This is a genomic window from Ruminococcus flavefaciens ATCC 19208 (assembly GCF_000518765.1).
In the GTDB taxonomy this organism is placed as follows: Bacteria; Bacillota; Clostridia; order Oscillospirales; family Ruminococcaceae; genus Ruminococcus; species Ruminococcus flavefaciens.
Genome location: NZ_KI912491.1, coordinates 123,002 through 145,513 on the forward strand (window position 1 = coordinate 123,002; position 22,512 = coordinate 145,513).

Annotated in this window: 23 protein-coding genes; 19 read left to right on the forward strand and 4 right to left on the reverse strand. The window is 44.3% G+C overall.

Going from position 1 to position 22,512, the window contains the following annotated elements:
* Both L870_RS0113465 and L870_RS0113470 read left to right on the forward strand, forming a co-directional pair.
* Positions 1 to 420 (forward strand): dockerin type I domain-containing protein (locus tag L870_RS0113465; protein WP_028518589.1); only part of this gene is annotated, 420 nt, incomplete at its 5' end.
* Positions 421 to 448: 28 nt separating this feature from the next.
* Positions 449 to 1,291: a dockerin type I domain-containing protein gene (locus L870_RS0113470; protein ID WP_028518590.1), complete on the forward strand. Its 843-nt coding sequence runs from the start codon at positions 449 to 451 to the stop codon at positions 1,289 to 1,291.
* Positions 1,292 to 1,503: 212 nt separating this feature from the next.
* On the opposite strand, the gene L870_RS0113475 is transcribed toward L870_RS0113470, so the two are convergent.
* Entirely contained in the window at positions 1,504 to 2,133 is a 630-nt protein-coding gene (locus L870_RS0113475) for a metallophosphoesterase family protein (protein ID WP_028518591.1), read from the reverse strand.
* A gap of 112 nt (positions 2,134 to 2,245) precedes the next feature.
* Complete coding sequence (locus tag L870_RS0113480) at positions 2,246 to 2,869, reverse strand: hypothetical protein (protein ID WP_028518592.1); 624 nt, start codon at positions 2,867 to 2,869, stop codon at positions 2,246 to 2,248.
* Positions 2,870 to 3,320: 451 nt separating this feature from the next.
* Here L870_RS0113480 and L870_RS0113485 point away from each other — a divergent pair, with 451 nt between their 5' ends.
* Positions 3,321 to 3,755, forward strand: a complete 435-nt coding sequence (locus L870_RS0113485; protein ID WP_028518593.1) for an RrF2 family transcriptional regulator — start codon at positions 3,321 to 3,323, stop codon at positions 3,753 to 3,755.
* Positions 3,756 to 3,819: 64 nt separating this feature from the next.
* Here L870_RS0113485 and cysK read toward each other — a convergent pair whose 3' ends face one another.
* On the reverse strand, positions 3,820 to 4,746 hold the full coding sequence (cysK, locus tag L870_RS0113490; protein WP_028518594.1) for a cysteine synthase A: 927 nt from the start codon (positions 4,744 to 4,746) through the stop codon (positions 3,820 to 3,822).
* Positions 4,747 to 5,006: 260 nt separating this feature from the next.
* Complete coding sequence (locus L870_RS0113495; protein ID WP_028518595.1) at positions 5,007 to 5,891, reverse strand: hypothetical protein; 885 nt, start codon at positions 5,889 to 5,891, stop codon at positions 5,007 to 5,009.
* 447 nt (positions 5,892 to 6,338) lie between these two features.
* On the opposite strand from L870_RS0113495, the gene L870_RS18715 reads away from it, so the two are divergent.
* From L870_RS18715 to L870_RS0113575, 16 genes are all read left to right on the forward strand, one after another.
* Positions 6,339 to 8,405: a cellulase family glycosylhydrolase gene (locus L870_RS18715; protein ID WP_051411574.1), complete on the forward strand. Its 2,067-nt coding sequence runs from the start codon at positions 6,339 to 6,341 to the stop codon at positions 8,403 to 8,405.
* A gap of 201 nt (positions 8,406 to 8,606) precedes the next feature.
* Positions 8,607 to 10,553, forward strand: coding sequence for a GDSL-type esterase/lipase family protein (locus tag L870_RS19760; RefSeq protein ID WP_028518596.1), 1,947 nt, complete (start codon positions 8,607 to 8,609; stop codon positions 10,551 to 10,553).
* A 56-nt stretch (positions 10,554 to 10,609) separates the two neighbouring features.
* A complete protein-coding gene (locus L870_RS0113510) occupies positions 10,610 to 11,527 on the forward strand; it encodes a diacylglycerol/lipid kinase family protein (protein WP_028518597.1) in 918 nt (305 codons plus the stop codon).
* A 2-nt stretch (positions 11,528 to 11,529) separates the two neighbouring features.
* The gene (locus L870_RS0113515) at positions 11,530 to 12,513 is read left to right on the forward strand and encodes a DNA polymerase III subunit (RefSeq protein ID WP_028518598.1); all 984 of its coding nucleotides are present in this window, start codon (positions 11,530 to 11,532) and stop codon (positions 12,511 to 12,513) included.
* Between the two features lie 20 nt (positions 12,514 to 12,533).
* Positions 12,534 to 13,397: a PSP1 domain-containing protein gene (locus tag L870_RS0113520; RefSeq protein WP_028518599.1), complete on the forward strand. Its 864-nt coding sequence runs from the start codon at positions 12,534 to 12,536 to the stop codon at positions 13,395 to 13,397.
* Between the two features lie 2 nt (positions 13,398 to 13,399).
* Complete coding sequence (locus L870_RS0113525) at positions 13,400 to 14,023, forward strand: epoxyqueuosine reductase QueH (protein WP_028518600.1); 624 nt, start codon at positions 13,400 to 13,402, stop codon at positions 14,021 to 14,023.
* Positions 14,024 to 14,121: 98 nt separating this feature from the next.
* Positions 14,122 to 14,586 carry a GNAT family N-acetyltransferase gene (locus tag L870_RS0113530; RefSeq protein WP_028518601.1) on the forward strand — a complete coding sequence of 155 codons (465 nt, stop codon included), beginning with the start codon at positions 14,122 to 14,124 and terminating at the stop codon, positions 14,584 to 14,586.
* 174 nt (positions 14,587 to 14,760) lie between these two features.
* Positions 14,761 to 14,991, forward strand: a complete 231-nt coding sequence (locus L870_RS0113535; protein WP_028518602.1) for a hypothetical protein — start codon at positions 14,761 to 14,763, stop codon at positions 14,989 to 14,991.
* Between the two features lie 22 nt (positions 14,992 to 15,013).
* On the forward strand, positions 15,014 to 15,490 hold the full coding sequence (ybaK, locus tag L870_RS0113540) for a Cys-tRNA(Pro) deacylase (protein ID WP_028518603.1): 477 nt from the start codon (positions 15,014 to 15,016) through the stop codon (positions 15,488 to 15,490).
* A 33-nt stretch (positions 15,491 to 15,523) separates the two neighbouring features.
* Positions 15,524 to 17,308 (forward strand): GGDEF domain-containing protein, encoded by a 1,785-nt coding sequence (locus tag L870_RS0113545; RefSeq protein ID WP_028518604.1) that lies wholly within the window; start codon positions 15,524 to 15,526, stop codon positions 17,306 to 17,308.
* Positions 17,309 to 17,440: 132 nt separating this feature from the next.
* Positions 17,441 to 17,968, forward strand: coding sequence for a hypothetical protein (locus tag L870_RS0113550; RefSeq protein ID WP_028518605.1), 528 nt, complete (start codon positions 17,441 to 17,443; stop codon positions 17,966 to 17,968).
* A gap of 213 nt (positions 17,969 to 18,181) precedes the next feature.
* A complete protein-coding gene (locus L870_RS0113555) occupies positions 18,182 to 18,607 on the forward strand; it encodes an Hsp20/alpha crystallin family protein (RefSeq protein WP_028518606.1) in 426 nt (141 codons plus the stop codon).
* Positions 18,608 to 19,017: 410 nt separating this feature from the next.
* Positions 19,018 to 19,839: an HAD family hydrolase gene (locus L870_RS0113560; RefSeq protein WP_037272392.1), complete on the forward strand. Its 822-nt coding sequence runs from the start codon at positions 19,018 to 19,020 to the stop codon at positions 19,837 to 19,839.
* A 156-nt stretch (positions 19,840 to 19,995) separates the two neighbouring features.
* Complete coding sequence (gene iorA, locus L870_RS0113565; protein ID WP_028518608.1) at positions 19,996 to 21,726, forward strand: indolepyruvate ferredoxin oxidoreductase subunit alpha; 1,731 nt, start codon at positions 19,996 to 19,998, stop codon at positions 21,724 to 21,726.
* Between the two features lie 158 nt (positions 21,727 to 21,884).
* Positions 21,885 to 22,112 (forward strand): hypothetical protein, encoded by a 228-nt coding sequence (locus tag L870_RS0113570; protein ID WP_028518609.1) that lies wholly within the window; start codon positions 21,885 to 21,887, stop codon positions 22,110 to 22,112.
* The gene (locus L870_RS0113575) at positions 22,090 to 22,485 is read left to right on the forward strand and encodes a hypothetical protein (protein WP_028518610.1); all 396 of its coding nucleotides are present in this window, start codon (positions 22,090 to 22,092) and stop codon (positions 22,483 to 22,485) included. The genes L870_RS0113570 and L870_RS0113575 overlap by 23 nt, the downstream gene beginning before the upstream one ends.
* Positions 22,486 to 22,512: the final 27 nt, after the last annotated feature.

A 22,512-nucleotide genomic window follows, 5' to 3' on the forward strand; every position in this document is an offset into this window, starting at 1 on the left:
ACCGAATCAACTACATCAACCTCAAAGACATCAATTGCATCTACAACTACTACCACCGAATCAACTACATCTACTTCAAAAACATCAATTGCATCTACTACAACAACTGTGACATCAACATCAACTGCCACAACAACACAGCCAACGACCACAACACCGGATACAGGAAAGAAGTATAAGCTCGGAGATCCTAACGGTGACGGTCTTATAGACTCTGTTGACGCTTCTGCTATACTTAAAATTTACGCAAGATTATCCACTAACAGCACAGAACCTACAGAGAAGGAAAGTGCTACATGTGATGTGAATCATGACGGACTTATCGACTCGGCAGACGCATCAAAGGTACTTGCTTACTATGCATACATTTCAGCAAATGACGCAATAGAGCTTGAAGCATTTCTCAGCAGGAAGAAATAAGGAACAGACTCGGAAAGGACTGTAATAAATGAAGAAATTATTCAAAAAACTCGTTTCAGTATCTATCGCAGCATTAATGCTCGCATCTGCAACAGCACTGCAGGCTTTTGCAGGTGCTGCCAAGGGCGATGAATATGAACTCGGTGACCTTGACGTTTCGCAGGCAACTGTAAAGCCCACTATATCCATAACTCAGCAATCAATTTCATATGCTGAATACAAGGCTAACCCTGTTAGAACAATAGAGGTCAAAATAAAAGATGCCGACGGCAAATATGACAATGCAGGCTTCAGCGTAAAGGTCGATGACAGACTTAAATTAGTCAAGGACGACGAAGGCTATATTGCATTTGCAGGTCAGGCTCTCAAGAGAAGTATGTTTGAAGCTTTTCCTGAGGGGGATAACGGTTTCAGAGTTTTGATCGCAAGTGCAGGTGAGAAGAACAGAGACGGCGTGATGTTTACGTTTCAGGTCGAGCTTCCCAGCGAGAACGGAGATTTCACTAAATATCCGATTGAGATATACTACAATAAGGATACCGATCTTTTCACTAATGCCTTAATGGACGAAGAGGGAAAGCTCATGGAAGCATGGACTTTCACTCATGGTATCGAGCACGGATATATAGAAGTTTACGGAGACCCCTCACATGATCTTTTCCCTAAGGGCGATGTGAACTTCGACAGAAAGGTAGACTCTGTAGACGCTTCGATGATACTTGCTTTGTATGCCAAAATATCCACAGGCAAAACAGAGCCTACAGAAAAGCAGCTAAAGGAATACGACTACAACGAGGACGGTTCTATAGACTCTGCCGATGCATCAAAGGTACTTGCTTACTACGCAGCAAATTCAACTTCAACTAAATAAACAGCAAGCCCCGAGGCATTGCCTCGGGGCTTGTCTTTTGAGCCATTAGTCGTTAGCCTAATTAGTAGGGGCGGATATTATCCGCCCGATAATAAAGCGGCGAAGCCGCTTCCTGATGACTAACGGCAAGATCAAAATTTTTTCAAATCACGCGATGATATCTACCTGATAATTCAGTGTCTCTCGCGGCTGTATTTTGTTTATCGGTATCATTATAGCGCGGAGCAAGGGTGCAGCGTCACGCTGCAATGCTCAAAGCTGACACCGTTTTCGTTAGCTTCGATCATAAGGAACGAAGCACCTTCCAGTCCGGAAGCCGAAACGGAAACTACATTTCCTTTCACGAAATTCTCGTGACAATGACCGACTACGACGAGATCGTATCCCTTTACTTCTTCACTTTCGCAAGCCTTATCGAACTCGCCGTTTTTCAGAGATGACAGCGGCAAAAACGGATAAGGCGCATTTACGTCTAAGAACAGAAAATGCGAAAAACGTATTTTGTGTCCGTGGCATTCGTTCTCATAGTACAGCGGCATCTGCCTGATGAACTGCATCTGCTTGTCCGTAAGCTTTTCCCTGATACCGTCATAATAAGCTCTCAGGTGTTCAACGTCGGGATCAACATCGACACCATGCTCGGCATAAAGCTCGCAGTTGCCTTTCAAACAGATTATATTACTTGCCTTTAAAAGCTCAAGACATTCCGTTTCTTCATTTCCGCGCTGAAAGATATCTCCTAAAAACACTGTCAGATCGGGAGCTTTTTCTCTGATCTGTTCAAGTACAGCTTTTAAAGCTTTAAGATTTCCGTGTACATCTGAGAATACTGCAATTTTCATAGCAAACCCTTCTTTCGTATCATTATCGTTAAAAATAAAATAACGCCATAGTGCTCATATCAGAAAACTATGGCGTAAAATCCAGTAATAGGTATAACGGTCAAGCCGTTTTTTACTTTAATACCTCAGCGTCGGGAGCTGTGATATTATCGGCAGTGATCTTATATTTGATAACTGTTGTTTTGTTGTTGGGGTCTTTTCCTGTAGGGAAGAAGCATACATTGAAATCGTTCATATCTTCATTGAGAATGAAGCCGCCTATGATACCGCTGAACTGTCCGTTTGATGGGATAGTGAACGGATCAACGAAATACTTGTCGTCCTTGAAGTGGTTTCCTGCATACAGCTGTGTGCGGACTTCGGAATAAAGCTTAGTACCCGCAGGAAGCTCGATATAGAAATTATTGAGTGTGCTGAGCTCATATTCCTTATCGGTGTTGTTGCGGAGAGTTATATCAAAGTAGATGAACTTTGCAGAGTCGTCGCGCAGACCCGGGTCGATAACAGCGTTGAGAGTGAAGTCGGTATCGTTTTCTGATACCATAGTTCCGATTTCGCCGTTTATAACATTGGAACCCATAGATGAAAGGTCTACCTGTGATCTTTCGTCATCGGCAGCACGTGTCGGACGTGGCTCAGATGAAGTAGTGGATTTCTTTCTGCCAAGACATCCTGCGGAAACGGATGTTGTTACAACAGCCGCAAGAATCAGAGCATAAAGCCTGTTTTTTTTCATTTTTTCTATCCTCCGTATCGTTAAAAGCCGCTATACGGCGTATTTTTATATAAGACAAGTATAGTATATCACATTTTACAGCAAAATGTCAAGATTAATTCGGATAAGCGGAAAATAATAAAAGATGCAAAAAAGCACTTGCAAAACATAGTAAACCTATGGTATAATTAGCGTATCCTCGATGACCGCCGAATGGCGGTTATCGCCCTGAACAAAGTTCAGGGAGCGCAAATTCTTTATTATTTAGGAATTTGCGCGATACACTAATTGATGTCAAGCTCATTTTGCCCTAAGGGGCAAAACAAAGTGCAGAAAAAATCATAAATTATTATTTTTTCTTACACTTTGACAACTTCAGATTGGCTTTATAAAGCTATATTAAGCCAATCTGAAGTTGCTGAGCTGACATTAATTAAAATACACCTAACAATCGCTTGAAAGGAGCGTACTAATGAAAATATCTACAAAAGGCAGATACGCACTCAGAATGCTGTATGATCTTGCTGTTCATCAGGAAGAGGGCTATGTATCCTTAAAGGATATTGCCGACAGACAAGGAATATCAAAAAAATATCTCGAACAGATAGTGCCTCTTCTTAATAAAACAGGACTCCTCAGGACTAACCGCGGAAACAGAGGCGGATATATGCTTGCGGGAAAGGCAGCTGACATCACTGTGGGAGATGTACTGAGAGCGACTGAGGGAAGTCTTGCGCCTGTATCATGTCTTGACTTTGAACCAAATGAATGTCCGAGAGTGAATGAATGCTCTACACTTTTTGTCTGGGAGGGGCTTTATAAAGCTATAAATGAATACCTTGACAATATAACTCTCCAGACAGTTATCGAACGCGGAGCCGTTATCGGCGGAGATTATTGCATATAAGTGTTTATTATGACAAAAGCGGAGCTTTTAAGCTCCGCTTTTGCTGTATAATGGCATATAAGAATTATTCAAACATAGGAGTTGAAAGGTAACGCTCACCTGTATCCGGGAGAAGTGCTACGATGACCTTTCCCTTGTTTTCGGGGCGCTTTGCGAGCTGGATAGCAGCCCATACAGCAGCACCTGATGAGATACCAACGAGTACGCCGTCGTTTCTTACGATATTTCTTCCTGTTTCAAAAGCGTCCTCATTTGAAACAGTGATGATCTCGTCATAAATACTTGTATTGAGTGTCTCGGGAACAAAGCCTGCACCGATACCCTGTATCTTGTGAGGGCCTGCTGTGCCCTCTGAAAGTACAGGTGAGCTCTTAGGCTCAACAGCAACTACCTTAACGTTAGGGTTCTTGGATTTGAGATAAGCACCTGTACCGCTTAAAGTACCGCCTGTACCTACACCTGCAACGAAGATATCTACCTTTCCGTCGGTGTCGTCCCAGATCTCAACGCCTGTTGTCTTTTCGTGGATAGCAGGGTTAGCAGGGTTAGTGAACTGTGATGGGATAAAGCTGCCCTTGATCTCGGAAGCAAGCTCCTCAGCCTTTGCAATAGCGCCCTTCATGCCCTTTGAGCCTTCTGTGAGAACCAGCTCTGCACCGTAAGCCTTCATAAGGTTGCGTCTTTCGATACTCATTGTCTCAGGCATTGTGATAATGAGTCTGTAGCCTCTTGAAGCTGCAACAGAAGCAAGACCGATACCTGTATTACCGCTGGTAGGCTCAATAATAACGCTTCCCTCATGGAGAAGTCCCTTAGCCTCGGCATCGTCGATCATAGCCTTTGCGATTCTGTCCTTGACGCTTCCTGCCGGGTTGAAGTATTCGAGCTTAGCAAGGATAGTAGCATTGAGCTCATAAGTTTTTTCAAGGTTTGAGAGTTCGAGAAGGGGAGTTCCTCCGATAAGATCAGTTATCTTCTTATAAGTTTTCATAATAATATCTCCTTTATATAAATTATATTTAAAATTTCATTTTATTCAAAAAAACATTTCTTGTATAGGATATTCAACATCGTTTAGAAAGAATACCATACATTCAACTCACTCCATTTCGTTCCACTATATTTCCTATATGTTTGGTATGGTTTTATTATAGCAGTAAAATTTACATTTGTCAAGCTCTTTTTTAGTTTTTTCGGTATTTTTTTGAAGAAAAAAATAAAGCTCCCGAAATATCGGGAGCTTTCAGCTTTTTAGTTTGACTTTGGCTTTTCGCCTGTAGAAGCAGATGAAGCAAATTTAGCAAATTCACCTGAAGGGATAACGTCCTCAACTTCCATAGCGTTTGAATCAAAGTATATCCATACCAGCATAGCAGCCATGCCCGGGTTGTTCTTGAGATTTATGCGGTAGCAGATCTCTTCGCCCGGCTTTGCTGAAATATTGTCACCGTAAGCAACGAAGCCTGTTTCGGATGAAACGTTCTGAGCCTCGATATCGCCGCCTACACGGATATTACCCTGAATTACCTTATCAGGCTTGATAGAAGTTCCGCCGATAGTTGAGAAATCAGGATTGAATCTTACAGCATAGTCCTTTTCGGGGATATTGTCCTTGAGCTTGAAGTATACCTCGATGAAATCATCGTTGAATACATAGTCTTTATCCTTTGAGATGTCTATCCACAGACAGTATCTGCTGTCGGTCTTGCTTACATAGTTGTTAGCAGAAGAACCTGTTGTGGTTTCAGCAGCCTTTGTAACGATCTGTGTAACTACCTGTCCGTTAGCGTCTGTAGCCTTTTCACCGTTTGCCTCGGTAACTTCTACTACCTCTGTAGCAGGCTCTTTAGCAGCTGTAGGATCTTCAGCGTCAAGTGCCGTTGCCTCATCAGGAGCTGATGCAAGTCCGAGATCGGAAGGCGAACCTGACTGGAAAGGAGTTACGACAACATTGCCCTTTTCGTTGTCGATATGCTCGAGTGTGGGAGCATTACTATCCTCGGTTGCCTCAGTAGCAGCGCTGTTGTTATTACCGCCGTTATCGTCTTTTTTTGAATCCATACATGAGACAGCTGATGTAAGCATAACGCATGCAACAGCTGCTATGGCGATCATTTTTTTTCTGAAATCATTCATATTGTTTGTGTCCTTTCATTTCATATAAGAGTTTTATACGATTGAAAAATGCGAAGCAGTGCTCTTCGCTCATCTTATAATCATTATACACGTGTGGTTATAATTTGTCAAGCCGAATAACAAATTGTAATCAATTATTTGCATATTCACCACCGGGATTTCATCGTTCTGTCATTTTTGATACAGGTACAGAAAAAGCGGAAGTTATAGGCATATTAATAAATAAAAACATACTGATACAATATATATTAGTTTAAATCATGTATTGCAAATATGCCTGAATCATGTTATAATAACAATGAGTGTTCTTAAAACTGATGTTTAAATATTCCGCTTCTGTAAGATACACTATTATGACTCAAAACGATCAGCAGCGGAGCAGAGATAGGGGACATCGGTTGTGTTTGAGTTTTCGTTATCATCTATGATGAGGAGAGGAAATTTGAAATGAGGATAAGAAAGGTCGCACTGGTGATCGCTGCGGTATTAGCTGTATCGGCTGTCGGCTGTGCGAAGAAAAAGGGGACTTCTGATGTTGCCGAGAAAGAGAAGGCAACTCAGGAGAAAATTACTACCGTTATTACCGAGGAGGAAACTACAGAGATGGCGACCGAGCATATAAGCCCAGTTGAGACTGTTTCCGCAACTCTTAATTCGCAGATAACCGTTAACAGGACTATCGGCCGAGCTGAGGGAAGCAATACGATCAAGTTCCCCCTTGCCGATCTCATTGAGGACGGCGACAGGGTAAAGTCTTTTACTTTTACCATATATTCAGCTGACGGCAGCGATATAGGGGGATTCAAAGGCGGCTGCGGAATTGCTGTTGACAGCGATTGTCCTGCTGCTACAAACAAGGGCTGGTATCAGAGCCCTGACTTTTCAGCACCTACTCAGGGAAGCTATGGTGAAATAACATGGGAAGTACCTGAAGAGCTGAAGGATTACATACACGCAGGCGGAGAGGTTTTGTTCGGATACTGGTGGGGCAATTGTGAGAGTATCAGAATAGAAAATGTTGTATGTACATATGAAAGAACGAGAGAGGTCCCTGTTGACGGCATGGGAACAGCAGAGGTAGGCATCAGCGTTAACTATTCTGACGCTGACAATACTATCCATGTGCCTCTTGATTTTATTCCCGATAAGGTCATACCTCAGGTAGTCACCTTTAAGGTGAGTGCAGTGGGAGGCTTTGGAAAATTCACGGGAGCATTCGGCATAAATTCTTCAAAGGGCAAATACCAGTCTGGTGATACAGCTGTATTCACCAATGATTCCAGCATAGAGCTGGTATGGTTCGTGCCTGATAAGGCAAAGGAGAATATAGCCAAGAACAATGAGCTTGTGCTTGGATACTGGTGGAGCGAGCAGCCTTCGGTAACACTTGACAGTGTATCGGTAAAATACAGTCAGGGTGAGGGCTTTACAGGAGAATTCCCTGTTATTACTACAGCTGCCCCCGAAGATAACGTTACAGTCCAGACGGCAACGATCGCTGCGGCTGAACGCGGCTTCCGCACAGCAGACGAGATAGTTTCCGAAATAAAGGTGGGCTGGAATCTGGGAAATACCCTTGACAGCTACAAGACCGATAAGAATGGACTTGAGACTGAAACCGCATGGGGCAACCTCAAGACCACAAAGGAAATGATTAAATCCGTCAAGGCAGCAGGCTTCAATGCAATAAGAATACCCGTAACGTGGGCTGAGCATATGGACGGCGATACTATAAGCACCGAATGGATGGACAGAGTTCAGGAGGTAGTGGATTATGCTTATACCGAGGGAATGTTCGTTATAATCAATATGCACCACGATGACTATATCTGGTTTGAGCCTCAGAAGAGCTCGTATAACGGCGACAGCTTCAGACTCAAGACCATATGGGAGCAGATTTGCGAGCGTTTTGCCGATTATGACGACCGCCTTATATTTGAAGGCATGAACGAACCAAGAACTGTCGGTTCAACAATGGAATGGATGGGCGGTACAAAGGAAGAGCGTTCAGTCATAAACGATTATGCAAGCGACTTTGTGAATACAGTACGCCAGAGCGGCGGAAACAATGCGGCAAGAACACTTATCGTAACTACATATGCAGCTTCTGCCGACAGTGTCGCACTCAATGATTTCAGAGTCCCCACAGGCGGAAATATCATTCTGTCCGTGCATTATTACGCACCGTGGAAGTTTGCCGAGGGCTCGGAGACTGCATTTACGGAAAGCGGCAAGGACGAGGTGAGCGCAAAGTTTGCAGAGCTCAAAAAGAAATTCATCGACAAGGGCACACCTGTAATAATCGACGAATTCGGCTGCGTAAATGCTGCAAGTGCCGCGACCCGCAGTGATTACTATAAATACTATGTCAGCAGCGCAAAGGCAAACGGAATAAAGTGCTTTGTATGGGATAACGGAAAAATGAGCGGCGAATCAAGCTTCGGTATCTTCAACAGAGGCGCACTTACATGGGACGGCGGTATACTCGGCGCAATAATGGAAGGTGCAAAATAAAAAATATTAACTGCCTGTTCTGTTCGTAAAAGCGGAACAGGCAGAAATTATAATATAATATTATTTCTGATGATTTTTGATGTTTACTGTAATTTCCGCTTGACATGGAAAAGATAATATTATATACTACATTTAGCTGCGGATTTTTTCCGCCGGCTGTAATGCAGCAATGAAATTTATATTCAAACAGAGGAGGATCTTATGAAAAAGTTTATATCAACAATTCTTTCGGCAGCATTGAGCGTATCTGCTATCGCTTCAATACCGTGCAGTGCGGCTGAAAAGGTAACTGCCGCATCAAAATCAGGAATGGTGCTTCTTGGCGACAGCATTGCGACAGGCTATACAAGAAAAGGTGACGTTGCTCACAACTACGGTGAGATATGCGGCGATTATCTTGGCTGTAAGGTCTCAAACTATGCAGTTGTAGGCGATACAACAGATGATATGCTCACACTTATTGACGGTATGAATGCTGAGCAGAAGAAGAATATTTCCGATGCGGAATATGTAGTTATTTCCATAGGCGGCAACGATATAATGCAGTATATTGCAAAGGGCCTTATTGATTTTGCTCTTTCAAAGCCTGATCAGAATTTCTTCAATGAAGGCTATACAGCAGCTGATATCCCGAAAAATCCGTCTATGAGCACATTGACTACGGTACTTAATATAAACAGCATTCTTTCTTATGCAAACAGCGGTATCAGAGCACAGATAGAGCTCAGCAGCCTTTTCGGTGATATTGGAAGCAACCTCAGCTATAAGAACGAGAACTATGAAGGATATATCGAGACACATATTATCCCCAACATAAAGAAAGCAGCCGATAAGGTAAAGGCTGTTAATCCTGATGCAAAGATAATGGTACAGACCATTTATCAGCCTGTTCAGTTCGATCCTACATATATCGAAAAAACATACGGCAAAAAGTCAAGCACTGCTACCTTCATCAGTCTTTTAAGATCTCAGATGGAGACTGTAATGGGAAGCTATTCGCAGAATCTCAATACTATTGACGGTATAGACGTTGTTGACGTAAAGGCAGAGTTCACATCATATGACGGAAGCCTTTCCACAGACAATCCGGGCAACGCAAACTATTTCGTTGATGTTCAGACAGGCGGACTTTCAACTATGGATGTTCACCCAAATCAGAAGGGACACCTTGCTATCGCAGCAGCTATCCTCAACAAGATAGGCAAGCTCCACGTTGATGACGGACTTCTTACAGAGGTATACAAAGGCATCACAGATAAGGACAAGTACCCTGCAATAGCTTATGCAACATACAAGAAGGTAGCAGGAGAGCCTAAGGTAACTACAACAACTACAACTACCACAACAACGTCCAAGACAACTACCACAACTACAAAGACTACTACGACTACATCAAAGCCAACAACTACTACGACATCAAAGACAACTACAACAACATCTAAGCCAACTACTACAACATCAAAGACTACGACTACAACAACATTAAAGCCAACTACTACGACCACTACAACAACTGCTCCTGCAAACAATACGAAGTATTACGGAGCAATATTCATAAACAAGCCTGAAAAGACAGAGTATACTGTTGGCGACAAGGTGGATTACACAGGTGCAAAGTTCCATTATACTGTAGAAGCAGAAAATGGTTCAACACACGCAACAGGCGGAAAAGAACACAAATTCGAGGATATAAGCGAGAATATCTTTACTGAGAATTATGTTCTTGAATACTCAAATATCAAGCCTGAGACATTCGTTATCACCCTTGACAGATCAAAGGTTGATACATCTAAGGCAGGTACATATAAGGTAACTGCAAAGCTCACAAACAAGGACGGTTCAAAGGTATACGGAACAGATTCCTTTGAGATCGTGGTGAAGGCTCCTGAGAACAAGCTGGGAGATATCAACAATGACGGTCTTATTGATTCCGTAGATGCTTCAGGTATACTTGCAGAATATGCAAGACTTTCATCAAACGATGCAAAGGGCAAATTCACAGATGCTCAGGGCAAGGCTGCCGATGTGGATAAGAACGGACTTATAGACTCGGTAGACGCTTCTAAGGTACTTGCTTACTACGCTTATGTATCAAATACAGACAACGCAAAGACCATAGAGGAATATCTCAAGACAGTTAAAAAGTGAACATAAAGACAGCGGACAGGCAAAACTGTCCGCGTCGTCATATAGGGAGAATATAAATGGAAAAAATATTTTTTATTGTAAATCTCGTTGCCGGAAAAGCAGCGATCAGTAAAAAGCTTGGGGAGATCATTGATGAATTCGCTAAAAGCGGATATGAAGTTACCGTCCATACTACACAGAGCAGCGAAGACGCTGTGGAAAAGGCAGTATACGCCTGTGAGAACGGCTTTGACAAGCTTGTGATAGCAGGCGGCGACGGAACTTTGAGTCAGTGCCTGCAAGGGGTAATGGGCAGTGACCGCAAGATACAGATAGGATATATACCGGCAGGCTCTACAAACGATTTTGCAAAGAGTCTGGGTATACCTACCGATCAGCTTAAAGCGGCTGAGGCTATTATTGACGGAGAGCCTGTGTTATGCGATGTGGGCGGCTTCAATGGCAGATACTTCTCGTATGTGGCAGCCTTCGGAGCTTTTACGAATATCACATATGAGACTTCGCAAAAGGTCAAGAATGTGTTAGGACACGCTGCGTATATCGCGGACGGTGCGAAGGAGATCGGAAACATAAAAGCAAAGCCCATGCGCATAGAATATGACGATATGGTCATCGAGGACGATTTTATTTACGGCATGGTCACAAATACATCTTCTGTTGCTGGAATGATAAAGATGAAGGATTTCCTGCTCGATGACGGAGTATTTGAGGTTACGCTCATCAGAAAACCGAAAAATCCTGCCGATTTCGGAAAAACAGCGTTCTCGCTTTTCAGGAATGATCTGACCGATAAAAATATCGTCTTTTTCCGCACGGACAATGTTACTATCACCAATCTGTCCGACGAGCCTTTTTCATGGACAAGAGACGGTGAGTACGGCGGAGAAGAAATCGTGAACCATATCTGCTGTCATAAAAAAGCAGTGCCATTTATTGTATGCGGCAAGGAGAACCTGCCGTTTGAAAAGGAATAAGCATGAAAAAAATATACGGTAACAAGCAGCTCATTGATACTCTTGCGGGAATGGCTTCAAGCGGAAGAACTGCACACTCTCTGCTTATATGCGGAGAAAAGGGCAGCGGCAGGAAGCTAATGGCAAGGTATTACACTCAGTCGCTCATGTGCGAATCACCTGTGGGCGGCAAGCCCTGCGGAGTCTGCAACGCCTGCTCCAACATAGAAAAAGGCATACACCCTGATGTGATATTTCCCGAAAAGACGGGAAAGCTCAATAATTTCAGTGTCAAAGAGGCAAGAGATGTCATAGCTGACGCATATGTAAAGCCCAATAACAGCAGCGGCTGCAAGGTGTATATTTTTGAGGACTGCCACAATGTTGACACAAGAACGCAGAATGCTCTGCTGAAGCTTATAGAAGAACCGCCCGATTACGCATATTTCATCTTTACCTGCGGTTCAAAGTCGGAATTCCTGCCGACTATCATCTCGCGCTGCGTCTGCTTCAATACATCGCCTGTAACTGAGGAAGAGGCTGCGCAGTCACTTGCGGAAAGCGGCTTTGAGCCCGACGATATACGCAGGGCTGTGGACTGCTTTCACGGCTGTATAGGTATGTGTGAGCAGTATATAACAGATGAGGAACTGAGAAAGCGTGTGGATTTGACAAAAGCCCTCGCAGATAGTATAATAAAAAAAGACGAGTATGCTCTCAATGTGGGATTTTTCTCGCTGGGTCGTGAACGCGATGACGTAAGAGAGGTGCTGTCTATGCTCGACAAGCTGGTGCGCGATGCAGCAGTGCTTGGAAAAGACCCGGGCAGTCAGACTATAGGCTGCTACCGTGAGGGGGCTGTAAGGCTTTCAGAATATGTCACTCCGAGCCAGTCTGGAAGGATACATTCTTGTATCGAAAAGGCGTGGGGAGCTGTCGAGAGCAATGTTAGTATACCGCTGGTGCTGACGGCACTGTGCGCTGATGTAATGGATATCGCAGGATAAGCCATAGATAGGAGCTTTCAATGAAGGAAATAGTCGGAGTACGCTTTAAGAGCGTAGGAAAAATATATTATTTCTCCCCTGGAGACATAAAGGCGCAGGTGGGAGATCACGCTATAGTTGAGACTGTCCGCGGAGTAGAGTGCGGAGAGGTCGTCATTGCCAACCGTCAGATAGAGGACGAGATGATATCATCACCGTTAAAGCCGATAATCAGGCTTGCAGACGATAACGATATGAAGGTCGTTGAGAAGAATAAACAGCGTGAGAAAGACGCTTTCAGGATATGTGAGGAAAAGATAGCATTCCGCAAGCTCAGCATGAAGCTTGTAGATGTGGAGTGTACATTCGACAATAACAAGCTCCTCTTCTATTTTACGGCTGAGAACCGTGTTGACTTCCGTGAGCTTGTAAAAGATCTTGCGGCAGTATTCAGAACAAGGATAGAGCTCCGTCAGATAGGCGTGAGAGATGAAGCTAAGATACTGGGCGGACTTGGCATATGCGGCAGAGAATTCTGCTGTAAGGGTTATATGGGCGATTTTCAGCCTGTATCTATAAAAATGGCTAAGGAGCAGGGACTGTCCCTTAATCCTACAAAAATATCGGGTACCTGCGGCAGACTTATGTGCTGTCTGAAGAACGAGCAGAATGCTTATGAGGCGCTTCTGAAGATCACTCCTAAGATAGGCGCTATCGTAGTTACTCCCGACGGCGACAATGGCAAGGTCGAGGACGTAAATCTTATCACAGGAAAGCTCCGCGTAAAGACTGAAAAGTCAGAAGTGCCTGTAACTCTTGACAGAAGCGAGGTAAAGCTCCTGAAGGACGCTGAGATAAAGGTCAACCGCGAAGAGTTGAAGGCTCTGAAAAATCTTGAGGAATAATAATGGATAAGCAGCCTAAGACCAATTACGGTCTGCTTCTGGATAAGAAGCTTGCAGAGCTTGAAAAAAGCGGCGAAAAGCCTTCGCTTTTGCTTCATGCCTGCTGTGCGCCGTGCAGCAGCCATACTCTTACGGTACTGGAGAAATACTTCCGTATCACGCTGTATTTCTGCAATCCCAACATAGCTCCCGAGGAGGAGTTTGCTTTCAGATATGAGGAACTGAAAAGGCTGGTCAGGGAAATGGGACTTGATATCCCTGTTATTGAAGAGCCTTATGACTCTGCGCCTTTTTATGAGCTGGCAAAGGGACTTGAAGACCTTCCCGAGCGCGGTGAACGCTGTAGGAAGTGCATAGAGTATCGCCTGAGAATGGCAGGAGATAAGGCTAAGGAGATGGGATGTGATCTCTTCACGACTACGCTGACGATAAGTCCCCATAAGGACTGCACTTTCATAAACGAGTGCGGAGCTCGTTTGCAGGAGGAGTGCGGAGTGCCTTATCTGTTTTCGGATTTCAAGAAGCACGATGGCTATAAACACTCAATAGAGCTGTCAAAGCAGTATAACTTGTACAGGCAGAATTACTGCGGCTGCGTCTTTAGCAAGAGAGCCGTTAGCCTGTAGGGGCGACCATAGATCGTCCGTGTTTAAACATTGAATGAATTTTTGGGCTGCCTTTGGCAGCCCGTGTCGTATATACAAGCTGTAGGGGTAGAGATAGTATGAAAAGCTTTTACGTGTACGAAATGAAATACATAGGAGATGCTAAAGCAGCCGATAATGTGAAGCTGCTGCCGTTCAGCGATAAATACTACAGTCAGTATGAGCGCGTATACAATGAATGTTTCTATGATATGCGCAGGGCACTGGATAATGAGCCATATGACTTTTACTTCGATATCAGGCAGCTGAACGGCAAAAAGGAAAACATCTTCCTGCTCATGGAGGGCGAAACTATCATAGGCAGTGTAGGCTGCTTCGGTGCGGAAATTGATGACCTGATAGTGAATAAAAAGTATCAGGGAAAAGGCTTCGGAAAGCAGCTGCTCGTATGGGCAATAGGGCATATCAGAGAATATACAGTTGAACCTATAACGATCCATGTGGCTGAATGGAATAAAAGAGCGGTTGAATTATACACGCATAACGGCTTTGTGATAAAAAACAGGGAGCTTATAAGCCGTTAAAGTCTGATGTGCATTATGCTTTTTGTAAAAGGGCTGAAATGAGCTGTTTTTCAACGGAAAAACGTTGAATATTGGAAAATTTAATTATGAATTCTATGTTTTGAACAAAAAACAAAACACATATTTGTTGACTATTGATGGCGGATAGTATCCACTTGTATAAGAGGTGAACAGATGATGGATAAATTTACTTTTCAGCTTATTCTTTGCGGTATAGGTTACATAATAATATGGTTTGGGATATATTTCCTTTGTGCGAAAGCGCATATCCGAAGAGCAGAGGAAAACAATGAAGAACCCGATCTGAAAAGATTAAGGATATGTTTTATCGTTTCATGGCTGATAATTCATTCTTTTTTTGTGTGGCTCGGTATTGAGCTGACTAAATGGGGCGGACCGGATTAATAAAGTTTCAGGAGTGAAGATAATGGGAAAAGAACTAAAAACAAACGCAATGCGTTTTCTTGACAAGAGCAAGATAGATTATACCGTGCAGACTTACGAGTGCGATGAATTCATCGACGGTATACATACTGCCGAAAAGCTTGGACAGCCTCTTGAAGAGACTTTCAAGACACTTGTGGCTCAGGGCAAGAGCGGAAACTATTTCTGCTTCCTTATACCTGTAGCACTGGAGCTGGATATGAAAAAGGCTGCAAAGAGCGTGGGAGAAAAGTCCGTGGAGCTTATCCACGTAAAGGACATAACCAAAATAACGGGATATGTCCGCGGCGGCTGTACTCCTATCGGCATGAAAAAGCAGTTTATGACAGTGATACATAAAAGCGCAGAGAGCCTGCCCCTTTTCTATATAAGCGGCGGACGCATAGGCACTCAGATACGCCTTTCGCCGCAGGAGCTTGTAAAGGCTATACGCGGTAAATTTGAAGATATTATCCTTTGATATTTCTGATATAGTTACGGAAGGAGGCGGCATATGAACAGTGAGCTTATCAGTGAGGAGCTTTACAGCGTTGGCAGAGTTGTGGTTGACAAGAGTCTGCATACTCAGAGCGGTGATGAAGCCTTTTACACTTTTTTCGGAAATGACGTTACTTATTCCATAAGGCGTACCATTGACGATGAGGACTATCCGCGGCTTATGGAATGCATTGAAAAAGTGTCTGTGGGCGAAGTTCGCAGGACGGTCATACGCATGAAAGGCATCAGCGGCGAATACCGCTGGATACTTGCGGCTGTTCGTTTTTTCGGAGCAGGTGAAGCAGAGCCTCTTTACTCCATAACCTTCAGCGATGTGCTGTCTCTTGAGCCGCTGGCATACAGCCGTGAGAGCAAGGCTGCTGAATACAGAAATGTACTCAGCCTTATCTCGGACCTTGCCTTTGAATACAGCTTCGAGACAAAGCGCATACGCATATATATGTTTGAGTGCTTCCGTGAGATAGTCCTGCTTGACGAGGAGCTTGAAAAATGGCGCAGCGACGCTATAGAATCAGGTTATATCCTGACAAGATACATCGAGACCTTCAATGCCCTGTGCAGAGATATCAGGAGCGGAGTATACCGTTTTGATTATGAACTGGAAACATCAATGTTCACCGAGGGCAAGAACCGTGAGACCTGCCTTTTCAGGGGCATAACCCGTTATGATATGCCCGATGTGAAAAAGGTCAGCGGAATCATATCCGTGGTCAATTCACGCAGCAAGGTAAAGGACGTAAATCTTGCTCTTGAAGCAAATAAGGATTCGCTTTCGGGACTTCTCAACAAACGTGCGGTCACTTCATTTACTCAGGAGATGCTTGCGGAAAAGCCTGCATATAACGTCAATCTTGTAATACTCGATATCGATGATTTTACAGATATAAACAACGGCTTCGGACACCTTTTCGGAGATGAGGTCATATACAAGGTGGCTTCAATAATCAGGTCTGCAATAGGTTCACGGGGGATAGCAGGAAGAATAAGCGGAAGCGGCTTCCTTATCGCACTTGAAAATATCCGCGATGAAGAAGAGCTCCGAGGTATACTCCGCGCCATAAGGACTAATACGGAGTTTGCTTTTGCGGACAGATCCGAGAAACTCCGCCTTACCTGTTCAATGGGAGTAGCTACATATCCCGTAGACAGCGAAAGCTATGACGAGCTTTTCATGCAGGCGGATAAGGCTCTGTATATCGCCAAGGAAAAGGGTCAGAACCGCTATGTCATCTACGATATCAACAAGCACGGACCTGTAGAAAAGGATATGGAAAACAAAATAGCCTTCCTCAGCGGAAAAGGCGAGGCTTCCGAAAAGCTTGGCTTTGTGAGCGGACTTGCGGAAAATCTTGTACTGGGCAGGATACCTGATATTTCGGTGCTTCTTGAGCAGGTGCGTTCACAGTTCGGCATAGATGATATATGCGTATTCTCTGGCAGCGATATGGGACTTATGCTGAGCTGCGGAAATGCCGCATCAAGAAATGCAGCGTATCTCCTTGAAAATAATTATACTGATCGCTTTTCGGGTGACGGAATATTCGTCATAGACAATGTGAACGAGCTTGAAGGCAGAGACGACAACGCCTTTGAAAAGCTTGCCGAGCAGAATATAGGCGGAGCAGTTCAGTATCTTATGACAGATGACAGCATTATAAAGGGCATGATATCATTCTGTTATGTCGGCCGTTTCAAAAAATGGTCGGTAGCGGATATAAATTATTTTGCCGTTATCGGCAGAACTATATCCGCTCTTCTCAAAAAACAGGCTTATATCTGATTTGTATTGGATATTACTTACTAAAAACGTACAACTCAATTGTGCAAGCATACGAAATTTTGCCGAAAGTGCAACAAAATGGCTTCCTGAAGCGACTTATATAGTAGAAATACTTTTTATAGGGGTGATACCATGGAACGTACATTAACTGCATTTTCGGCTATTATTCTTCTCATAGGCTGCTGCACGGGCTGCGGCAGAAACATAAAAACATCAAAAATAAAGATCCCCGATATAGCTTTTTTGTATTACAAAAGCTCCGATGGGCTTCTGACAAGCAAATTCTGTGACAAAAACGGCAATTGCTACAGTGTATTGTCCGATGATATCAATTATCTAAGGCCTGATGAGCTTATGGAAAGATTTTCGGACGGCAGCCTTGAAAACGATATAAAGCTGGTAAAGACCTGTGACAAGGAAGAGCTTGAAAAAATGTACAGCAAGTTTGCTGGGGCTTTGGATCAGGAAAATATCGGACTTATCCAGCCTGAGGTACTGCCTGCTGTGGAGGCACCGTCAATGTCGTGGTATGGGGTATATTACGATGAAAACGGTGCTGCGGAAAAAATATGCATACATGAAAATAAATGTATGACAGGCATAAATTCGGGAAATAATGATATAAACGACGTTTACAGATGGCTTTCTGATAAATTGTAAAGAAGAAAATTAGCACTCTCACATCGAGAGTGCTAATTTTCATTATACTTTCACAATGTTGTGATATTTCTTTCAAAAAACGGCAGTATCATATAGACAATGAAACGAAAGGAAGCGATACCAATGGAAAGTGCATATAATGAGGTAAACTGCATAGGATAAATATGAGGTCTGTCAGAGGGACAGGCAAATAAGAATTTGGAGGTATGGATCATGTATGGACTTACACCTTTCGGCGGCACAGGCTTTGGTCTGTGGGACGCATTCAATGACTTTGACAAAAACTTCTTCGGCAGCAATATGCCGATAAACAACTGCCGTACAGATATCCGTGATGACGGAGACAAGTACGTTATGGAGTCGGAGCTCCCGGGCTTCGACAAGGAAGATATCAAGCTCGATATCAACGGCTCGCAGCTTACTATAGCGGCTGAGCACAGCACTTCCAATGATGAAAAGGACGACAAGGGCAATTATATCCGCCGCGAGCGCAGTTTCGGCTCGTACAGGAGAAGCTTCGATATCGGAGATGTAAATACCGATGCGGTAAGCGCAGAGTACAAGAATGGAATACTGACCATTGAGCTGCCGAAGAAAGCTCCCGAAGCTCCTGTCGCAAAAAGACTCGAAATCAAGTAAAGGCAAGCCTGCCATAATATAACACACACTTTGAGCCATGAAGAACCATAACTCTTCATGGCTCTTTTTTTATTAGTGATTAGTGATCAGTAGTGGAGCCCGCCCAACAGGCACCGCGACCCTCTGTCCTTCGGACATCTCCCTACACTGTAGGAAGTAACCCTGTACTACAGGGAGTCACCCTCGGGTTCCCGACTGTGATGATGTGCATATTACGGGAGGGCTACTTACTACTCTCTACTCACTAAACGCCGTGCTTTGCGTGGCGTTTATGCATGATTAACATTCAAGGGGGCTGAATTCCGTCGGAATGTACAAATCTAATAAATTATAACAATAAATTCTTCACTTTTAAGTTGAAATATGTTATAATACCTTTATGAGTATCTATCGGAGGTGACCGGCTAAAATTGAAGAGGCTCTACATTACAGACCTTGACGGTACGCTTCTTGATACCGATGGGAAGATAAGCAAAAAAACAGCAGGTATACTGAACGGACTTATCGGTAAAGGCATTTACTTCACCTTTGCCACAGCAAGGTCGGTATATTCTGCAAAGCCTATAACATCGGCTGTAAATGTGAATGTCCCGTGCATACTTATGAACGGTGTCAGCATATATGACCTGAAGGACGACTGCTATATCAAAAACGAGTACATACCCGTAAGTGCTTCGGCACAGATAACCGAAGCCTTTAATAAAGCAGGAGCTGAGTGCTTCATGTACCGCTTCAATAACGGGGTGCTGACCTGTTATTACACCGAAATAACCAGCCGTGTGATGAAGGCTTTTGCAGAGGTGCGGAAAAACAACTACCACAAGCCCTATGTGCAGTGCAGCTCGCTGCTTGAAGCTGCCGATGATATGACCATATATTATACGGCACTCACCGATTACGAGAAGCTTATTCCCGTAAAGGAAACTATCGACAGCATGGAAGATGCAGACTGTGCATTCTATAAGGATACCTACACAGGAAAGTGGTTTTTGGAGGCGTTTTCAGCAAAAGCATCTAAGGCAAACGGTATACGCTTCCTGCGCGAGAGGTACGGCTTTGATGAAGTCGTGGCTTTTGGTGATAATCTCAACGACCTGCCTATGTTCGAGCAGGCTGATATAAAAATTGCAGTAGGCAATGCAAGAGAAGAGGTAAAGGCTGCCGCAGACCATATCATCGGTACTAACGATGAGGACGGCGTTGCACGGTGGCTGCGTGATGAATTAAGTTGAGAGTTGAAAGTTGAGAATTGAGAGTTAATGTGTTCGCTGCGCTCACATTATTTGAATAATGCCGCCGCAGGCGGCACCATAACTGTCAACTCTAAACTCTCCACTCTCAACTGACATAGATATGATAATCTTTAACATGAAAGGAAAATACATAAAATGAAGAAATTAATGCTTGGAAACGAAGCTTTTGCAAGAGGCTTATATGAAGCGGGCTGCCGCGTCGTATCAAGCTATCCGGGTACTCCTTCAACTGAGATAACTGAGGAAGTTGCAAAGTACGACGAGGTCTACGCAGAGTGGGCTCCTAACGAAAAGGTCGCTATGGAGACTGCTCTCGGAGCTTCTATAGCTGGCGCAAGAAGCTTCTGCGGAATGAAGCACGTTGGTCTCAACGTTGCTGCTGATCCGCTCTATACAGCAGGATACACAGGCGTAAATGCAGGTATGGTCATCGCAGTTGCCGATGATCAGGGAATGCATTCCTCTCAGAACGAGCAGGACAGCCGTCACCATGCTATTGCTTCGAAGGTGCCGATGCTTGAACCCTCGGACTCTACAGAATGTAAGGAGTTCGTCAAGCTTGCTTTCGAGCTTTCTGAGCAGTTTGACGCACCTTTTATAGTAAGAATGTCCACAAGAGTTGCTCACTCACAGAGCATCGTTGAAATGGAGGAGCGCAATGACCTTCCTCTCAAGGACTACGAAAAGACACCGAGCAAGTTCGTTATGATGCCTGCTTACGCAAAGGGCAGACACGTATTCGTTGAAGAGCGTACAAAGAAGCTCATCGAGTATGCTGAGACAACTCCTCTCAACAGAGTCGAGATATCGGACAAGGCTGAATTCGGCGTTATCACAAACGGCGCTGCTTATCAGTACGTAAAGGAAGCTCTCGGCGACAAGGCTTCCGTACTAAAACTCGGTATGGTAAATCCTCTCCCTGTAAAGCTTATTCAGGACTTCGCAAAGAAGTACGAGCAGGTATACGTTATCGAGGAGCTTGACGGCATTATCGAAGAGCACTGCCGCAACATCGGCGTGAACAATGTAAAGGGCAAGGAGATATTCGGCTATATCGGCGAACTTCCTCAGTCTGTTATCGCAGAAAAGCTTCTCGGCGAGAAGAAGGATTACGCTGAGCTTGACGAGAATATCCCTGTACGTCCTCCTGTAATGTGCGCAGGATGTCCTCACAGAGGTCTGTTCTACTGTCTGAAGAAGCTGGGCGTTACAGTATCGGGCGATATCGGCTGCTACACTCTCGGAGCTGCTGCACCTCTCAACGCTATTGATACAACTATCTGCATGGGTGCTTCCATTTCGGGACTTCACGGCTTCAACAAGGCAAGAGGAACTGAGTCCGAGCACAAGACAGTTGCAGTTATCGGTGATTCCACATTCATGCACAGCGGTATGACAGGCCTTGTAAATATCGCTTACAATAATTCAAATTCTACAGTTATCATTCTCGATAACTCTATCACAGGTATGACAGGTCATCAGCAGAACCCGACTACAGGTAAGAACCTCAAGGGCGATCCTGCTGCGGCTGTAAATCTTGAGGAGCTCTGCAAGGCTATCGGTATCAAGCGTGTTCGTGTAACCGACCCGTACAAGCTTGCCGAGACAGAGGCTGCTATCAAGGAGGAGCTTGCTGCTGACGAGGCTTCGGTTATTATTTCCCGCCGCCCATGCGCACTTCTCAAGTACGTTAAGCACAATCCGCCTGTAAAGGTGAACCATGACAAGTGCGTAGGCTGTAAGCAGTGTATGAAGCTGGGATGTCCTGCTATCTCGATGCGTGACGGCAAGGCAGTAGTTGACCATACTCTCTGCGTAGGCTGCGGCATATGTCAGGAGCAGTGTAAGATCGGAGCTATTGAATAAGCAGAACTAAGATCTAAGAACTGAGTAGGGAACGCCGCCCTCGGCGTTCAGAATGCAATGCAGCATAAGTGCACTGTAGGGGACGGCGTCTTCGACGTCCCGTGTTTTCGGACGATATTCAAATCATTATAAGACGCACTAACAGACGAGGTATTACTATGAAGATAAGGAAAATAAACTGTCCCTACTGCAATATTATGATGAAGTACATAGGTACAAAACGTATACAGCTCGGAAAAAGCGGTTTGATATTCGAGCATCTCGATCAGTGGGCATCGGGTGCTCTTACAGTAAGCATATACGAATGTCCCGAATGTGCAAAGCTTGAGTTTTTCAGATTTAAGAAAACAAAGAGGAAAAAAGATGATACAGTTACCAATATATGAGGAGTTCGCACGTTGGCTGGACGACCTTCTCGAAAATAACGATATGCCTGAGGAGACTAAGGCTTTCTGCTTTAATCTCTATGAGGAGTCCGATGAGGACCATATCTACGGAGCGCAGCTCATAGCCGCAGGGGAGTTCGATCCCGATGACAAGGACGGCGACTGGGCTTGCGAAGAGGTGTGGAGCAGCGGAGAGAATATCTTTACAGTTGATACCTCAGATGAGGACGATACAGGGTGGAACCATGCGCTTGAGCTGTTTAAGGAAATGGCTGAAGAATACATGAAAAACGGCAAATACTCAGAGATACTCAAGGGGGCTAAGGGCACTGCCATCGGTTTTGTCGATGGCGAGCTTGAAATGCTGTCCTGAGCATTTGATCGTTGGGAGGATATGAAA

Bases quoted from the DNA above. Each gene is read 5' to 3' on its own strand.
- L870_RS0113470 (WP_028518590.1), top strand. From the start codon at position 449: ATGAAGAAATTATTCAAAAAACTCGTTTCAGTATCTATCGCAGCATTA.
- L870_RS0113475 (WP_028518591.1), bottom strand. From the start codon at position 2,133: ATGAAAATTGCAGTATTCTCAGATGTACACGGAAATCTTAAAGCTTTA.
- L870_RS0113480 (WP_028518592.1), bottom strand. From the start codon at position 2,869: ATGAAAAAAAACAGGCTTTATGCTCTGATTCTTGCGGCTGTTGTAACA.
- L870_RS0113485 (WP_028518593.1), top strand. From the start codon at position 3,321: ATGAAAATATCTACAAAAGGCAGATACGCACTCAGAATGCTGTATGAT.
- cysK (WP_028518594.1), bottom strand. From the start codon at position 4,746: ATGAAAACTTATAAGAAGATAACTGATCTTATCGGAGGAACTCCCCTT.
- L870_RS0113495 (WP_028518595.1), bottom strand. From the start codon at position 5,891: ATGAATGATTTCAGAAAAAAAATGATCGCCATAGCAGCTGTTGCATGC.
- L870_RS18715 (WP_051411574.1), top strand. From the start codon at position 6,339: ATGAGGATAAGAAAGGTCGCACTGGTGATCGCTGCGGTATTAGCTGTA.
- L870_RS19760 (WP_028518596.1), top strand. From the start codon at position 8,607: ATGAAAAAGTTTATATCAACAATTCTTTCGGCAGCATTGAGCGTATCT.
- L870_RS0113510 (WP_028518597.1), top strand. From the start codon at position 10,610: ATGGAAAAAATATTTTTTATTGTAAATCTCGTTGCCGGAAAAGCAGCG.
- L870_RS0113515 (WP_028518598.1), top strand. From the start codon at position 11,530: ATGAAAAAAATATACGGTAACAAGCAGCTCATTGATACTCTTGCGGGA.
- L870_RS0113520 (WP_028518599.1), top strand. From the start codon at position 12,534: ATGAAGGAAATAGTCGGAGTACGCTTTAAGAGCGTAGGAAAAATATAT.
- L870_RS0113525 (WP_028518600.1), top strand. From the start codon at position 13,400: ATGGATAAGCAGCCTAAGACCAATTACGGTCTGCTTCTGGATAAGAAG.
- L870_RS0113530 (WP_028518601.1), top strand. From the start codon at position 14,122: ATGAAAAGCTTTTACGTGTACGAAATGAAATACATAGGAGATGCTAAA.
- L870_RS0113535 (WP_028518602.1), top strand. From the start codon at position 14,761: ATGATGGATAAATTTACTTTTCAGCTTATTCTTTGCGGTATAGGTTAC.
- ybaK (WP_028518603.1), top strand. From the start codon at position 15,014: ATGGGAAAAGAACTAAAAACAAACGCAATGCGTTTTCTTGACAAGAGC.
- L870_RS0113545 (WP_028518604.1), top strand. From the start codon at position 15,524: ATGAACAGTGAGCTTATCAGTGAGGAGCTTTACAGCGTTGGCAGAGTT.
- L870_RS0113550 (WP_028518605.1), top strand. From the start codon at position 17,441: ATGGAACGTACATTAACTGCATTTTCGGCTATTATTCTTCTCATAGGC.
- L870_RS0113555 (WP_028518606.1), top strand. From the start codon at position 18,182: ATGTATGGACTTACACCTTTCGGCGGCACAGGCTTTGGTCTGTGGGAC.
- iorA (WP_028518608.1), top strand. From the start codon at position 19,996: ATGAAGAAATTAATGCTTGGAAACGAAGCTTTTGCAAGAGGCTTATAT.
- L870_RS0113570 (WP_028518609.1), top strand. From the start codon at position 21,885: ATGAAGATAAGGAAAATAAACTGTCCCTACTGCAATATTATGATGAAG.
- L870_RS0113575 (WP_028518610.1), top strand. From the start codon at position 22,090: ATGATACAGTTACCAATATATGAGGAGTTCGCACGTTGGCTGGACGAC.